This window comes from Kitasatospora sp. NPDC098663 (genome assembly GCF_044760075.1).
Classification (GTDB): domain Bacteria; phylum Actinomycetota; class Actinomycetes; order Streptomycetales; family Streptomycetaceae; genus Kitasatospora.
The window spans coordinates 45,042-60,772 of sequence record NZ_JBIWAP010000020.1; the positions used below are offsets into that span (position 1 = coordinate 45,042).

The window sequence follows — 15,731 nt, forward strand, 5'->3', positions numbered from 1 at the left end:
CCGGGCCGGCGGCGGGCGCGCATCCTGCGGTGGACGGGGCCGCGAGGTGGGCGGCAGGTCAGGCCGGGCCGCCCGGGCGGCGCATCGGCCGCAGAGCCGGGCGGGCCTTCTTCGGCGCGGCCGTCTGCTCGCGCTCGGGCAGGGCGGCGGCCAGGGCGGCGACCGTGGGGGCGTCGAACAGGGTGCGGATGGGCAGTTCGGTGCCGAGGGCGGTGCGGATGCGGCTGACCAGTCTGGTGGCGAGGAGGGAGTGGCCGCCGAGGTCGAAGAAGCGGTCGTCGATGGTGACGGTGGTGAGTCCGAGGACGTCGGCGAAGAGTGTGCAGAGGGTTTGTTCGGTGGTGTTGCGGGGGGCGCGGCCTTCGGTGGTGCCGGTGTAGTCAGGGGCGGGGAGGGCGCGGCGGTCGACTTTGCCGTTGGCGGTGACGGGGAGGGTGTCGAGGATGACGACGGCGGCGGGGAGCATGTAGCTGGGGAGGGTGTCGGCGACGGCGGCGCGTAGTTCGCCGGCGGTGACATCGCCTGTCGACGTGGTGGTGTAGACGACGAGGCGTTTGTCGCCGGGCTGGTCTTCGCGGACGTGGGCGAGGGCTTGGCCGACGGCGGGGTGGGTGGTGAAGGCGGTTTCGACTTCGCCGAGTTCGATGCGGAAGCCGCGGATCTTGACCTGGTCGTCGGCGCGGCCGAGGAATTCCAGGATGCCGTCGGTGGTCCGGCGGGCGAGGTCGCCGGTGCGGTACATCCGCTCACCGGTGGTGAACGGGCAGGCGACGAAGCGTTCGGCGGTGAGGGCGGGGCGGCCGGTGTAGCCGCGGGCGAGTCCGGCGCCGGCGATGTACAGCTCGCCTGCCACGCCGGTGGGTACGGGCTGCAAGGCGGTGTCGAGGACGTAGGTGCGGGTGTTGGCCAGCGGGCGGCCGATCGGCACCACGTTCGGGACCGCCGAGGCGGTCGGCATCGGGAACTGGGTCGCGCACAGCGTCGTCTCGGTCGGCCCGTACAGTGCCCGCACCGCGATGCCCGGGACGGCCTCCAGCACCCGGCGGACGGCGGGGGCGGAGACGACGTCCCCACCGGTCAGCACCTCGCACACACCGCTGAAGATGCCCGGGTCCTCCTCCGCGATGACGCGGAACAGCCCGGCGGTGACGTGCACGTGGGTGAGCCCGTGCGCCCGGACCAGCTCGCGGATGGCGGAGGCGTCCAGGTCGCCCTGCGGCGCGACGACCACCTGGCCGCCGGAGAGCAGCGGCGCCCACAGTTCGTAGGTCGAGGCGTCGAAGGCGTGCGGGGCGTGGAAGAGCACCCGCAGCCCGTCGGGGTGGTGCCAGCACGGGTCCGTCGCGAGCTGCACCACGTCCCGGTGGGTGATGGCGATGCCCTTGGGCACCCCGGTGGATCCGGAGGTGAACATCACGTACGCGAGCTGCTCCGGGTGGAGCCCGGCGGGCTGGGCGCGCCGCCTGCGCGGGCCGTCGAACCAGCCCTCGGTGAGCGGCAGGACGGGGCAGGGGGCGTCGGTGGCCAGCGGGTGGTCCTGGTGCGCGGGATCGACCAGGACGAGCGCCGCCCGCGTCTCGGCGGTGATCTGCCGCAGCCGCTCGGCCGGGTGCCGGTCGTCCAGCGGGACGTAGGTGCCGCCGGCCTTGGCCACCGCGAGGATCGCCGTCACCAGGTCGGCGGAGCGGTCCATCAGGAGGATCACCGGGGTGTCGGCGCCGACGCCGACCTCGGCGAGGTGGGTCGCCAAGTGCTCGGCCCGGGAGTCGAGTTCGGCGTAGCTGAGCTGCTCGGTGCCGGTGATCAGGGCGGGGGTGTCGGGGGTGGCGGCGGCCTGGGCCTCGAACAGCTGCGGCAGGGTGGCCTCGGGCACCGGTGCGGTCGGTCCGTTCCAGCCGGTGAGCAGGTGCTCGCGTTCGGCGGGGTCGAGGATCTCGATGCTGCCGATCGGGGCGTCGGGGTCGGCCGCGACGGCGCGCAGGACGCGCAGCAGCCGCTCGGCGAGGGCGGTGGCGGTGGCGTGGTCGAAGAGGTCGGCCGCGTACTCGACCGCCACGGACAGGCCCGCCTGGGGGCCCTGTTCGGTGAAGCGGAAGGACAGGTCGAACTTGGCCACGTCCAGCTCGAAGGGGTGGTCCGCGCAGGCCAGGTCGCCGAAGGCGGCGGGCACCGCCGGGCCGCTCTCCAGGGCGACGAGCGACTGGAAGAGGGGGTGGCGGGTGGTGCGCGGGGGGTTGAGGTGTTCGACCAGGCGCTCGAAGGGGATGTCCTGGTGGTCGTAGGCGTCGAGGTCGGTGCGGCGGACGCGGTCCAGCAACTCGCGGAAGGTGGGGTTGCCGCTGGTGTCGGTGCGCAGCAGCAGGGTGTTGACGAAGAAACCGACCAGGTCGTCGAGGGCTTCGTCGGTGCGGCCGGCGACGGGGGTGCCGAGCGGGAGGTCGGTGCCCGCGCCGAGGCGGGTGTAGAGGGCGGCGACGGCGGCTTGCAGGGCCATGAACAGGCTGGCGTTCTGCGCGCCGGCCAACTCGGCCAGGGCGGTGTGCAGTTCGGCGCCGACCTCGAACTCGGCGGCGCCGCCCCGGTGGCTGGGCGCGGTCGGGCGCGGCCGGTCGTAGGGGAGCGCCAGCTCCTCGGGGAGGCCGGACAACGTCTGCTGCCAGTGGGCGAGTTGTTCGGTGAGCAGGGTGGTGGGCTGTTGCGGGGTGCCGAGGAGTTCGTGCTGCCAGAGGGCGTAGTCGGCGTACTGCACCGGCATCGGCTGCCACTGCGGTGCGGCGCCGGTGAGCCGGGCTTCGTAGGCGGTGGCGAGGTCCCGTAGGAGCGGTGCGACGGACCAGCCGTCGGTGGCGATGTGGTGCATGAGGACGAGCAGGACGTGTTCGTCGTGCGGGAGGGAGAGCAGCGTCGCACGGACGGGCAGGTCGTGGGCGAGGTCGAAGACCTGCCCGCCGGCCTCGGCCAGGGCGGCCCGGAGCGCCTCCGCGGTGGCCACGGGTATGGTCCGCAGGATCGACTCGGGTGTTTCGGCGATCAGTTGGTGCGGCTGGCCGTCGGTGGTCGGGAAGACGGTGCGCAGCACCTCGTGCCGGGTCACCACGTCCCGCAGCGCGCCTTCCAGCGCGGGGCGGTCGAGGGTGCCGGTCAGCCGGAGGGCGACGGGCGTGTTGTAGAGCGCGCTCGGGCCCTCGAACTGCTCGATGAACCACAGGCGCTGCTGCGCGGAGGACAGCGGGACGCGCTCCGGTCGGGTGGCGGCCCGCAGGGATGGGCGGGCCGCGCCGGAGGCGGGCAGGGCGGCGGCCAGGGCGGCCACCGTCGGGTGGTCGAAGAGCGCGCGGATCGGCAGCTCGGTGCCGAGGGCGGTGCGGGTGCGGCTGACCAGCTTGGTGGCGAGCAGCGAGTGGCCGCCCAGGTCGAAGAAGCTGTCGTCGATGCCGACCGAGGCCAGCCCGAGGACCTCGGCGAAGAGTTCGCAGAGCGCCTGCTCGGTGCCGGTGCGCGGGGCCCGCCCGGCGGCGGCGCCGCTGTAGTCGGGGGCGGGGAGGGCGCGGCGGTCGACCTTGCCGTTGGGGGTGACGGGCAGCGCGTCGAGGGCGACGATCGCGGCGGGCACCATGTAGCCGGGCAGGCGGTCGGTGACGAAGGCGCGCAGCTCGTCGGGCCGGACGGGGCCCGTGACGTAGGCGACCAGGCGCTTGTCGCCCGGCTGGTCCTGGCGGACCACGGCGACGGCCTGGCCGACGGCCGGGTGGGCGGTGAACGCGGCCTCCACCTCGCCGAGTTCGATCCGGAAGCCGCGCAGCTTGACCTGGTCGTCGGCGCGGCCGACGAACTCCAGTTCGCCCGTGCCGGTCCAGCGCACCACGTCACCGGTGCGGTACATCCGGCCGCCGGGCTCGCCGAAGGGGCAGGCCACGAAGCGCTCGGCGGTCAGGCCGGCGCGGCCGACGTAGCCCCGGGCCAGCCCGGCGCCCGCGACGTACAGCTCACCGGCGACGCCGACGGGGACCGGGCGCAGCCCGGCGTCCAGCGCGTACACCCGGGTGTTGGGCAGCGGCCGCCCGATCGGTACGGCGGCCGGCACCTCGGCGGCGGTGGCCATCGGGTGGCGGGTCGCGAAGGTCGTCGTCTCCGTCGGTCCGTAGCCGTTCACCACCCGCAGGCCGGGGCAGTGCTCCAGCACCCGCCGGATGGCGGCCGGCGAGACGATGTCCCCGCCCGTCCACACCTCGCGCAGCCCGGCGAAGGTCTCCGGGGCCTCGGCGGCCAGCACGTTGAAGAGCCCGACCGTCATCCAGGCGGCGCCGACCCGCCCCCGGCCGATCGCGGTCGCCAGCTCGGCGACGCCGAGCCGCCCGGCGGGGGCGACCACCACGCGGCCGCCCGAGAGCAGCGGGACCCAGAGCTCGTAGGTGGAGGCGTCGAAGGCGACGGGGGAGTGCAGCAGGACGTGCTGGTGGCCGCCGTCCGTGAACGTCCCGCCGAGCGCGAGGTCGACCACGGACCGGTGGGTGACGCCGATGCCCTTGGGCACGCCGGTCGAGCCGGAGGTGTGCATCACGTACGCCAACTGGTCGGCGCTCAGGGGGAGTCCGAGGTTTCCGGCGGTGTCGTCGCCCTCGGGGTCGAGCACGTCCAGTCCGGCCGGCGCGGGGTGCGCCCGGTGGGCGGTGTCGGCCAGCACCAGCCGGGCCCCGGAGTCCGCGAGGACGGCCCGCAGGCGTTCGACCGGCTGCGCGCCGTCCAGCGGTACGAAGGCGCCGCCGGCCTTGAGCACGGCCAGGATCGCCACCACCAGGGCGGCCGAGCGCTCCATCAGCAGCGCGACGGGGGTCTCGGGGCGGACCCCGGCCTCGACCAGCCGTACCGCCAACCCGTTGGCCCGCGCGTTGAGTTCGGCGTAGGTCAGCTCGACGTCGTCGGCCGTGAGCGCGACCGCGTCGGGCGCCGCGGCGGCCCGCGCCTCGAACAGCTCGGGCAGCGCGGCCTCCGGCAGCGGCGCGGTGGCGCCGGTCCCGCCGGTCAGCAGCCGCTCGCGCTCTTCCTCGGTCAACACCTGGACGGCGCCGACGAGTTCGGCCGGGTCGGCGACGATCCGGTCGAGCAGGGCGAGGAAGCGGTCCAGCAGGGTGCGCGCCTCGGCGGGGGTGAAGGCGTCGGGCCGGTGGTCCAGGCGCAGTTGGAGGCCGTCGCCGGGGGTGAGGGCCAGCAGCAGCGGGTAGTGCGCGCTGTCGACGTCCTCGACCAGGGTGACGTGGGTGGCGCCGCTCGGGTCGGCCTCGTCCAGGGCGGACGGGTCCGGGTAGTTGCCGTACACCGTGACGGTGTCGAACAGGCTTCCCACTCCGGCGAGTTGCTGGATCTCGGTGAGGCTGAGGTGCTGGTGGTCCAGCAGTGCGGACTGCTCGTGCTGGAGGCGCAGCAGCAGCTGCCCCCAGCTCTCGGCCGGGTCGAGGGTGACGCGCACCGGCACGGTGTTGATGAGCAGGCCCACCATCCGCTCCACGCCCGGCAGGTCGTGCGGCCGGCCGGACACGGTGGTGCCGAAGAGCACGTCCTCGCGCCCGGTGAGCCGGGCCAGCAGCACGCCCCAGGCGGCCTGGACGAGGGTGTTGAGGGTGACGCCGTAGCGGCGGGCGGTGCGGGCCAGCGCCTCGGTGGCCGCCGGGGTGAGGCCGGTGTGCAGGCGCAGCGGCAGCAGGGGGGCGGCGGCGGTGCGGCCGGGGGCCAGCAGGGTGGGCTCGTCGGCGCCCGCCAGGGCCTGGGCCCAGGCGGCGCGGGCGGCGGCGCCGTCGCGCCGGGTGAGCCAGCGCAGGTACTCGCGGTAGGGGGCGGCCGGGGGCATCGGCTGCTGGAAGTACAGGCCCCACAGCTCCTCGGCGAACAGCGGGGTGGACCAGCCGTCCAGCAGGATGTGGTGCGCGGCGGCGATCAGCTGGTGGCGCCCGGGGGCGAGGGTGAGCAGGGTGTAGCGCAGCAGCGGCGGCCGGGCGAGGTCGAAGCGGCGGCCGTACTCGGCGGCGGCGATCCGCGCGGCCTCGGCCCGCGGGTCGGCGTGCGCCGTCAGGTCGAGGACGGTGAAGGGCAGTTCGGTGCCGTCCGGCACGGCCTGCACGGGCGGGCCGTCGGGGCGCTGGTGGAAGCCCGCCCTGAGGTTCGGGTGGCGCAGCAGCAGGGCCTCGGCGGCGGCGCGCAGCCGGTCGGCGTCCACCGGGCCGGTGAGGTCGAAGGTGCAGACGGAGGTGTAGACGTCGGCGCCGTCGGTGTCGTACGCCGCGTGGAAGGCCATGCCCTGCTGGAGCGGCGAGGTGGGCCAGACGTCCACCAGGCGGGCGGGGGCGTGGTGTTCGGCGAGCTGGTCCAGTTCGGCCTGGCCGAGCGTGACGAGCGGGAAGTCGGAGGGGGTGTGTCCGCCCGCGTCCGGCCGGTCGGCGTGCTCGGCGAGCGCGCGCAGCGCGGTGAACCACGCCTCGGCGAGCGCGGCCACGCGCTCCTCGGTGAGCAGCCCGGTGGCGTAGGACCACTGGGCGACCAGCAGCGGGCCCTGCGGGGTGTCGACGGTGGTGGCGTCCAGGCCGAGCACCCGGCCGAGCGCGAGGCCGGTCGCGGCGCCCTCGCTCATCGCCTCGGTGCCGGCGAGCACGTCCTCGGCGGTGACGCCCTCCGGCGCGAAGCGGCCCAGGTAGTTGAACTCGACCTGCGGATCGGCGTACCCCTCCAGCACGGTGGCGGTGGCCGGGTTGAGGTGGCGCAGCAGGCCGTAGCCGATGCCGTTGTCCGGGACGGCGCGCAGCTGCTCCTTGACCCGGCCGAGGGCCCGGCCGAGCCCGGGGCCGGCCGCGGTGACCTCGGACCAGGGCAGCGCCCCGGGGGCGAGCCGGACGGGGTAGAGGGAGGTGAACCAGCCGGCGGTGCGGTGCAGGTCGACGCCGTCGACGATCTCCTCGCGGCCGTGGCCCTCGGCGGTCACCAGCACGGCGCCGTCCGGACCGGCGGTCGCCGCGCCGCGCCAGTGGCCGAGGGCGAGCGCCAGCGCGGTGAGCAGCACGTCGTTGACCTGCGCGTGGTAGGCGGCCGTGACGCGGGTCAGCAGCGCCTGGGTGGTCTCGGCGGGCAGCACGAGCCGCAGGACGCCCTCGGTGGCGTAGGTGTCCCGGGCCGGGTCGAGCGGGCGCGCGCCGAGCAGCGGGTCCGGGGTGGCCAGGGCGGCCTCCCAGAGCGGGAGTTCGGCGGCCCGGCGGTCGGTCCCGGCCTCGGCGGTGAGCCGCTGGGCCCAGCGGCGGAAGGAGGTGGGCACCGGCGCCAGCGCCACGGCCCGGCCCTCGCGGGCGGCGGCGAGCGCGGCGAGCAGGTCCTCCTCGACGATGCGCCAGGTGACGCCGTCCACCGCCAGGTGGTGGATCACGAGCAGGAGCTGCGGGGGCAGGCCCGGCCCGGCGTCGAACCGGACGGCCTGGAGCATCCGGCCGTCCTCGGGCGAGAGGCGCCCGCGGGCGGCCTCGGTCTCGGCGCGCAGCGCCTCCCCGGTGGCCGGGCCCGCGACGTGCCGCAGCACGGCCTCGGCGGGGACGGCGCCGGGGGCGGGGACGTGCAGCGTCCAGGGGCGCTCGGCGAGCGGGGAGGTGCGGGCGCGGAAGACGTCGTGGTGGTCGAGCAGCGCCTGGAGGGCCGTGGCCGCGTGCTCGGGCCCGCTCCCGGCGGGGAGGGTGAGCAGGGTGGACTGGTAGAAGCTCTCGACGGCGCCGTGCTGCGCGGCCAGCCAGTGCACGATGGGCGTCGGCGGCACCTCGCCGAGGCCGGCCCCGGCGGGTTCGGCGACGACCGGCCCCTCCAGCGGTCGGGCGATCCGGGCCAGTGCCTCGACGGTCGGCGAGAGGAACACCTCGCGGGGGGTGAGCTGCAGCCCGGCCTGCCGGGCCCGGGAGACGAGCCGGATGGCCACGATGGAGTCGCCGCCGAGCTCGAAGAAGGAGTCCGTGACGCCCACCGCGGGCAGGCCCAGCACCTCGGCGAAGAGGCGGGCGAGGGCGTGCTCCAGCTCCCCGGCGGGGGCCCGGCCGCCCTCCTCGGCGGCGGCGAAGACCGGCGCGGGCAGGGCGCGCTTGTCCACCTTGCCGTTGGGCGTGAGCGGCAGCCGGTCGAGCACCACGACGGTGGGCACCATGTGGTCGGGCAGCCGCTCGGCGCAGTACGCGCGCAGCTCGGCCGGGTCGGCGGCGCCGACGGTGTAGCCGACCAGGCGGCGCTCGCCCGGGCGGTCCTCGCGGACCAGCACCACGGCCTGGCGCACCTCGGGGTGGGCGGAGAGGGCCTGCTCGACCTCGCCGAGCTCCACCCGGAAGCCGCGGATCTTCACCTGGTCGTCGGCCCGGCCGACGAAGTCCAGCTGCCCGTCCGGCCGTTGGCTGCCGAGGTCGCCGGTGCGGTACATCCGGTCGCCGGGCTCACCGAAGGGGCAGGCGACGAAGCGTTCGGCGGTCAGGCCGGGGCGCCCGAGGTAGCCCCGGGCCAGGTGCGGGCCGGAGACGTACAGCTCGCCCACGGTGCCCGGCTCGACCGGGCGCAGCCGCTCGTCCAGCACGTGGATGCGCACGTCCTGGCAGGGGTGGCCGATCGGGGGCTGCTCCTCGCCGGTGAGCGGCTCGCTCATGGTGACGATGACGGTGGTCTCGGTCGGCCCGTAGCTGTTGAGCATCAGGCGGTCGCGGCCGCAGCGGGCGGCCAGTTCGCGCGGGATGGCCTCGCCGCCGCCGATCAGGGTGCGCAGCGAGGGCAGCGGCACGTCCGGCAGGGTGGCCGCCATCGCGGTGGCGATGTCGGCGTGGGTGACGCCGTACTGCTCGATCAGGTCGGCCAGCGGCTCGCCGACCAGCTGGCTCTGCTCGCGGGGGAGCAGCAGGGCGGCGCCCGTGGAGAGCGCCACGGCCAGGTCGGAGACGGAGACGTCGAAGCTGAGCGAGGCGGCCTGGAGCACCCGGCTGCCGGGGCCGACCCCGGTGGCGGCGACCTGGGTGTCGATCATGCTGGGCAGCCCGGTGTGGGTGACGGCCACGCCCTTGGGCACTCCGGTGGAGCCGGAGGTGTAGATCACGTACGCGGTGTTCCCGGCGCTCAGCGGCCGCACCCGCTCGGCGGCGGTGAAGGGGGTGCCGGGCCGGGCGGCCAGCTCGGCGAGGTGCCCGGGGTCGTCGAGCAGCAGCCGGGGGGCGCCGGTCCCGGGCAGCTGGGCGGCGGCCTCGGCGGTGGTGAGCACCAGGGCGGCGCGGGAGTCGGTCAGCATGTGGCGCAGCCGCTCGGCGGGGTAGGCCGGGTCGGCGGGCAGCCAGGCGGCGCCGGTCTTGGCGACGGCGAGGATCGCGGCGACGGCCTCGGGGGACTTCGGCAGGGCGAGCGCGACGATGTCCTCGGTGCCCAGGCCGCGGGCCGCGAGCACCCGGGCCAGCCGGTTGGCGCGGGCGTCCAGCTCGGCGTACGTGAGGGTGGTGCCCTCGGCGTACAGGGCGGGGGCCTGCGGGGTGCGGGACGTCTGGGCGTCCACCAGCGTGGTCAGGGTCGGCCGCCGGTCGGCTCTGTGCGTCTGCTGGACCCCGGACATGTGACTCTCTCCCTCGTACGGCTGGCCCCCGCGGTGGCGGGAACGGCTTGCTCGGCGACCTTCGGGGCGGTCGGCCCGGGCGGTCGATGGAGCGGCGGTGCGGTGGCATGGTGGCGCGGTGCTGGTGGCGCTGGTGGTGCTGGCTGGTTCTGGCGGTGCGGTTCCAGCGGTGCTGCGATGCTGCGGTGCGGCTTCAGCGCTGGGCCGCTGCGGTCAGTGGCCGGACTGCTGGGCGAGCAGGCTCTTCGGCCGCAGGTCCTGCCAGTGCTGTTCGACGTAGTCGAGGCAGTCCTGCCGGCCGGCGGCGCCGAAGACCTGCTGCCAGCCGTCGGGCACCGGGCTGAAGCCCGGCCACAGCGAGTGCTGGCCCTCGTCGTTCACCAGGACGAGGTAGCTGGCGTCGGGGTCCTCGAACGGGTTCGCCATCGTCGGTTTCCTCTTTGTTCGGAGAAATTTCGGGGAGGAGGGAATTACGCCGGAGCGCGGCTCACGGACCCCAGCCGGAGTCGGCGTTGGGCGCCGAGACGAGGGTGGCGGCGGCCAGGGGCGAGTACGGGTCGGCGCTGCTCTGGACGCCCAGTCCGGCGACCAGCAGAACGGCGAGAATCCCGAGCATATGGTGAATGCGAACGGCAAGATTCTTCATCGTTAATTCCTTTTTCCGAGGGGGCGGTCGGCCCTCTTCGCTCGGAAATTCATCCTGCCGAGGCTCAAACGGGGGTGGAAGCTCTGGCCATGATCGGGAACACGCATTGCGGGAACCGGAAGCCCGAACAGATCATGTCAAAAACAGACAGATCTGATCCAAAGAGTGCCTGGCACTGTCAGATCAGTGGTGGGAACCGGTCACTGGCGAGGGTTTCGGTCAACCGCTCTCCCGGCACGTCGCCGGGGGGAGACTCCGGCCCCCGGAAGTCGCCGAACCCCCTGCAGGGAACGGGAGGTTACGGAGTGTCAGCATTATAGGTTACGGAGCGTCAGTGCTCGCGGTTATGGAGCGTCAGAAATGGGATCCCCGGCGCAGTTCCTCGCGGACGGTGGGCCAGTCGTCGCTCCACGTCCGCCCCGCCGAGGCGGGTGACTCCAGGGCGATCGTCGCCAGGTAGGCGCGCTTGAGCGCGGCCCGCTCGTCCTGCACCCGGCCCGAGGCCTGCTCGATCCGGCGCAGCCGGGCGTGCAGCCGCTCCAGCGCGCCCCCGCCCGCGAGCAGGCGCCGCGCCGCGGGGCCGAAACGGAAGCCGGCCGCGAGCAGCGGCCAGGCCGACCGCCACACCCGGAACACCTCGCGGTGGCCCGGACCCCACTCCCGCTCGGCCCGGGACAGCCGCGCCATCGCCGCCCGCTCGGTGGGCGCGGCACAGATCTCGCGCAGCGTCCGCGCGAGCGCACCCCAGTCCTCGCCGGGCGCGTGCCGCAGCGCGGCGGGCAGCAGGTGGGCCATCGAGCCGTGCACCACGGTGCGCGGCCACCGCGCGGACACCGCCTCGGCCAGGCCCCCGCCGGTGTCGCCGACCAGCACCCAGACCTCGCGCACCCCGCGCTCGGTGAGCTCGGTCAGCACCTGCGGCCAGTGCTCCCCGTCCGTGGCCGGCCACAGGCCCAGCACCTCGCGCCGGCCGTCGGCGGAGATCCCGAGCGCCAGGTGCACCAGCGGGCCGCCCGAGCGGCCGCTGCGCACCGCGTCCAGGAAGACCGCCGGGTAGACGGGGCCGAGCGGGCACCGGCGCCGCTCGTCGAGCTCGTCGAGCACCTGGTCGGTGATGGCGGAGACGGTCTCCCGGCTGAGCTCCACGCCGTACACCTCGGCCAGGTGCGCCACCAGCTCGCCCGAGCTGAGGCCGCGCGCGGTGAGCGAGATGACCAGCCGGTCGAGGCCGGGCAGCCGGCGGGCCCGGGGGCGGACGGCCCGGGGGGTGAAGCTGCCCTGGCGGTCCCGGGGCACCCGCACCTCGACCGGGCCGACCTCGGTGAGCAGCCGTCTGGCCCGGGCGCCGTTGCGGACGTTGGCGCCGGGTCCGGTGCCGGGCTCGGTGCCGGGTTCGGCCCCGCGCAGGTGCTCCTGGAGTTCGAGCTCCAGGGCGTGCTCGATCAGCTGCTTGGCGAGCGTCTGGAACAGCCCGCCGTCGCCCAGCAGCCGGATCGCGCCGGAGCCGACCTGCTCGGCGGCGGCCTCCGCCAACTGCCGTACCAGCCGCTGGTCCACCAGCTCGGCCAGGTCCACGGGCGGGACCGCCGGCCCGGGATCAGCTCGCAACAAGGGGTGCCCTCCGTCTGTCGGCCGTTCGTCCGCCGGCCGTCCGCCCCGGCCGCCCCGACGGGGCGACAGGCGCGACACGGCGGCCATCCGCCTGTCACCGCGGCCGGGTGCGCTCGGGTCCGCCACTGCCGCGGTCGGCTCCCCCGCCTCCGGGCGCGCTCGGCTTCGCCGTCGGCCGCTGATTTCCGCGCCACTTGGGCGTACACTCACGGCAGTCAGAGCCCGGGGGGACGGCTTCCGAACGACAGGTGATTTCCATCCTGCCATTTCAGACGCCTGGCGGTGGCCGGTACGGGCATTCGTGAAACCGCAATGCCGAAGCCGGAAGGATGCCCAGATGTGCCTATCCCAGGACAACAGCGCGGGAATGGGGACACCGCAGCTCTGTGACCGGGGGATCGAGTTCTACCGGGCGGTGCTGGCCGAGGGCTGCGCCACCGGAGACGCCCCCGAGTGCCTGCTCGCGATGGGCCTGCTGCGCTCCGTGCCCGGCTCCGGCGAGCGGCTGACCCCCGTCCCGCCCGACATCGCGGCCACCGGCCTGACCCGGCCGCTCGAACTCGCCGTGCTGGGCCACCAGGAGCGGCTCGCCGAACTGCGCACCGCCTTCACCGCCGCCGACCGCGCCTACCAGGACGTCATGCGCCGGGCCCAGCTGCCGGTCCGCCTCCTGACGGGCGAGGAGATCAACCCCGCGCTGGAGAAGGCCGTCGCCGCCTGCACCGAGGAACTGCGCACCGCCCAGCCCGGCGGCGGCCGCAGCCCCGAGCACCTCGCGGACGCCCTCCCGCGCGACCTCGCCCTCGCCGGGCGCGGCGTGCGCCAGCGCACCCTCTACCAGCACACCGTGCGCGCGCACGGCCCGACGCTGGCCTACATCGAGCAGGTCACGGCCCAGGGCGCCCGGATACGCACCCTGAACGAGGTGTTCGACCGGGTGATCATCTGCGACCGCTCCACGGCCTTCGTCCCGGCCGCGGCCGACCGCGAGGCCGCCGCGATGCTCATCCAGTTCCCACCGCTGGTCGAGTACCTGCTCAAGATCTACGAGTTGATGTGGGAACGCGCCGAGCCGGTCACCTACCTGGAGGGCCGCCACCGCCCCCAACTGCTCACCGACCGCACCCGCCAGAACGTCCTGCGCCTGATGGTCAACGGCTACACCGACGAGGCCATCGCCTCCCGCCTCGGCATGAGCACCCGTACGGTCTCCAGCCACATCCAGAAGGCCAGCGAACTCCTCGGCAGCCGCAGCCGCGGCCACCTCGGCTACATCATCGCCCGCGAGGGCGTCCTGGACGAACCCCTCGACGACCTGTGACCGGCACCGGGGGCCGTCGCCGTCGCTCGATGGGACGGCGGCGGCCCCCGGTGCCGGTGCTACTCGTAGCGCAGTTCGCTGGGCCGCATCAGGCGCAGGAGCTGTGGCAGGCCGAGCGCGGTCGTGAGGAGGACGGCGCCGGCGGCGATCGCGGACATGGCCAGCATCGAGCCCCAGTCGAGGGCGAAGGGCAGGCCCGCCGCGTACTGGAGGACGGCTCCCATCAGCAGGCCGCCGACGGCGGCCAGCAGCATGCCCAGGGCCATCGGGACGAGGGTCTGCCACAGCACCGACAGGCCCAGGATCCGGCGGCGGGTGCCGACGGCGTTCAGCACGCCGAGGATGCGGCGCTGCTCCCGGAAGCGCTCCAGCTGGCCGACCAGCAGGCTGAGGGCGACCAGCAGCAGGGTGACGGCGGAGCCGGCGGTGAGCAGGCGTTTGACGGCGAGGTAGGTCGGGTCGACGGTGCGGTCGAGCGGGGACCCGGCGAGGCCCTGCGGGTCGATCGCCATGACGTCGGTGGCGAGTTGCTCCTTCGGGTCCGGCAGGCCGGGGGCCATCGCGACCAGGACGGTCGCGGGCTGGCCGCGCAGTGCGGCGGCCGGGGCGGCGCCCGGGGTGAGGAGCAGCAGGCCGGAGCCGAGCCGCCCGTTGGGGTCGGCGCCTTCGACGGGCTCGACGGTGGCCGTCACCGCGGGCAGCGGCCAGGACGGCGGCTCGCCGTCACCGCGGAAGAAGGCGGCGTGGACGCTCGTGCCGGGCTTGGCCGCGGCGGCGGCGTCCTTGCCGGTGTCCGTGCCGCCGCTCGTGCCGGCGTCCGCGCCGGCGATCGTGCCGGCGTCCGGTCGGGTGGTCCGGCCCTGGACGGCGAAGGCGTCACCGTCCTTGCAGTCGGGCAGGGTGGCGAAGCTGCGCAGCACGGCGCAGTCGGCGATCCGGACGGCGGGCAGCTCCCAGAGCTTGGCGGTGGGGGTCTCCAGGGCGAACTCGGTGTAGGCGGCGGTCGCCTGCACCCCGGGGGAGCGCGCCAGCGAGTCGGCGAGCCGGTCGGCCTGCGGGCCGCCGCCCGGGAAGGACACCGACTGCTGGTACGGCCCGACCGCGGCGCGGGGGCCGGGTCGGCCCTCGTAGCTCGCGCTGACACCGAGGAAGAGCGCCTGCAGGGCGATCGCCCCGGCGACGGCGACGACCACGCCGCTGACCGCGGCCGAGGCGGGGCCCGAGCTCAACTGGAGCCTTCGGATGGCGAGTTGCCAGGACACGCCGCCGCCGGAGCGCCGGGTGGCGGCCTCCACCAGCCAGGGCAGCAGGGTGCAGACGCCCACCAGCATCAGCAGCACGCCGACCGCGACCAGCAGTGAACCGCGGCTGTCCTGAACGGAGTTGAAGACGGCGGTGCGCCCCATCCCGGACGGGTTGTACTGCGTGGGCAGCGCCAGCGCGAGCGCCGTCAGGGCGAGGCCGGCCAGCGGCAGCGCCAGCCGCCACCCGATCCGGCGCCGGCCGGGGCCGGACCGGCGGACCACGCCGAGCGGGTCGACGGTGACCCGGCGCATCGCCAGCAGGGTCACGCCGACGCCGAGGAGCGGCACGACCACGGCGATCGCGGCGGCGATGGCGGGGTGCGGCGCGATGTCCTCGGGGTAGAAGCTGAAGCCCGCGAGCCGCAGGTGGCCGGTCAGCCGCCGGCCGAGCAGGAACAGCGCCGCGCCCGCGACCAGGCCCAGCACCGCGCCGACCAGGGACTCCCCGGCGGCGAGCCGGGCGGTCATCCGGCGGTCCGCGCCGACCAGACGCAGCGCGGCGAGCCTGCGGTCGCGCCGTTCGCCGCCGAAGCGGGCGGCGGCGGCGAGGAAGACGCCGACCGGGGCCAGCATCACGGTCAGGCCGACGGCGTTGAGCAGGATCAGCCGGGAGTCCATCGGCTTGGGCGGCGAGAAGTGGCCGTACGAGGTGACGCGGGCGGCTCCGGCGTCCAGCGAGAGCCGGTCGCTGCCGAGCAGGTAGCCGGCCTGGCCGGGGCCGAGCAGGCCGTCCGGGCCGATGCCGCCGACCACCGGGTAGGGGAGGCGGTCGCGCAGCAACTGGTTGGCCGGATCCTTCAGGAGCTCGGCCAGGGCGGGCGAGACGACCATCCGCCCCGGCGGCGGGTATGCGGCCACTCCGGGAGGGAGCGCCGCGTCCGGGCCCTCCGGCTGGACGACCCGCCCACGGATCGCGGTGCCCCGGAACGTGGTGTCGGCGATGGCGATGAGGACCGTCCGGTCGCCGGGCGTGGGCAGGTCCTCGTCGCGGAAGGTGTCGTTCTGCACGTACAGGCGCTCGTTGCGGTGCTGGACGATGCCGGGGAAGGAGGCCGTGAACAGCAGCAGTGCCACCCCCAGGCCGACGCCGCAGGCGGTGAGCAGCAGCCGCCCCCAGCCGTCCCGCCCGTTGGTGAGGGCCAGGCGCACGCCGAGGCCGAGCTGGTCCAGGAACGGCGAGCGGACCCGGTCGGCGGCGGGGGCGCTCGTGGCGGGGCTGCTCGCGCTGGGGCTACCGGTGTCGGGGCGGTTCAC

At 75.2% G+C, this 15,731-nt stretch carries 6 protein-coding genes; 1 reads left to right on the forward strand and 5 read right to left on the reverse strand.

The annotated features are described in order from the left end of the window. Positions 1-58: 58 nt before the first annotated feature. The 4 genes from ACIQVZ_RS22135 to ACIQVZ_RS22150 all read right to left on the reverse strand — a co-directional run bounded on the left by ACIQVZ_RS22135 (position 59) and on the right by ACIQVZ_RS22150 (position 11,816). Positions 59-9,595 (reverse strand): amino acid adenylation domain-containing protein, encoded by a 9,537-nt coding sequence (locus ACIQVZ_RS22135; RefSeq protein ID WP_402452320.1) that lies wholly within the window; start codon positions 9,593-9,595, stop codon positions 59-61. 213 nt (positions 9,596-9,808) lie between these two features. Further along, positions 9,809-10,021, reverse strand: a complete 213-nt coding sequence (locus tag ACIQVZ_RS22140) for an MbtH family protein (protein WP_350881059.1) — start codon at positions 10,019-10,021, stop codon at positions 9,809-9,811. Positions 10,022-10,082: 61 nt separating this feature from the next. Continuing rightward, the gene (locus ACIQVZ_RS22145) at positions 10,083-10,211 is read right to left on the reverse strand and encodes a hypothetical protein (protein WP_350881057.1); all 129 of its coding nucleotides are present in this window, start codon (positions 10,209-10,211) and stop codon (positions 10,083-10,085) included. 384 nt (positions 10,212-10,595) lie between these two features. Beyond that, on the reverse strand, positions 10,596-11,816 hold the full coding sequence (locus ACIQVZ_RS22150) for an IS256 family transposase (RefSeq protein ID WP_402452323.1): 1,221 nt from the start codon (positions 11,814-11,816) through the stop codon (positions 10,596-10,598). A gap of 373 nt (positions 11,817-12,189) precedes the next feature. On the opposite strand from ACIQVZ_RS22150, the gene ACIQVZ_RS22155 reads away from it, so the two are divergent. After that, positions 12,190-13,173, forward strand: a complete 984-nt coding sequence (locus tag ACIQVZ_RS22155; RefSeq protein WP_350881053.1) for a helix-turn-helix transcriptional regulator — start codon at positions 12,190-12,192, stop codon at positions 13,171-13,173. Positions 13,174-13,232: 59 nt separating this feature from the next. Here ACIQVZ_RS22155 and ACIQVZ_RS22160 read toward each other — a convergent pair whose 3' ends face one another. Continuing rightward, positions 13,233-15,731 carry an ABC transporter permease gene (locus tag ACIQVZ_RS22160; RefSeq protein WP_402452326.1) on the reverse strand — a complete coding sequence of 833 codons (2,499 nt, stop codon included), beginning with the start codon at positions 15,729-15,731 and terminating at the stop codon, positions 13,233-13,235.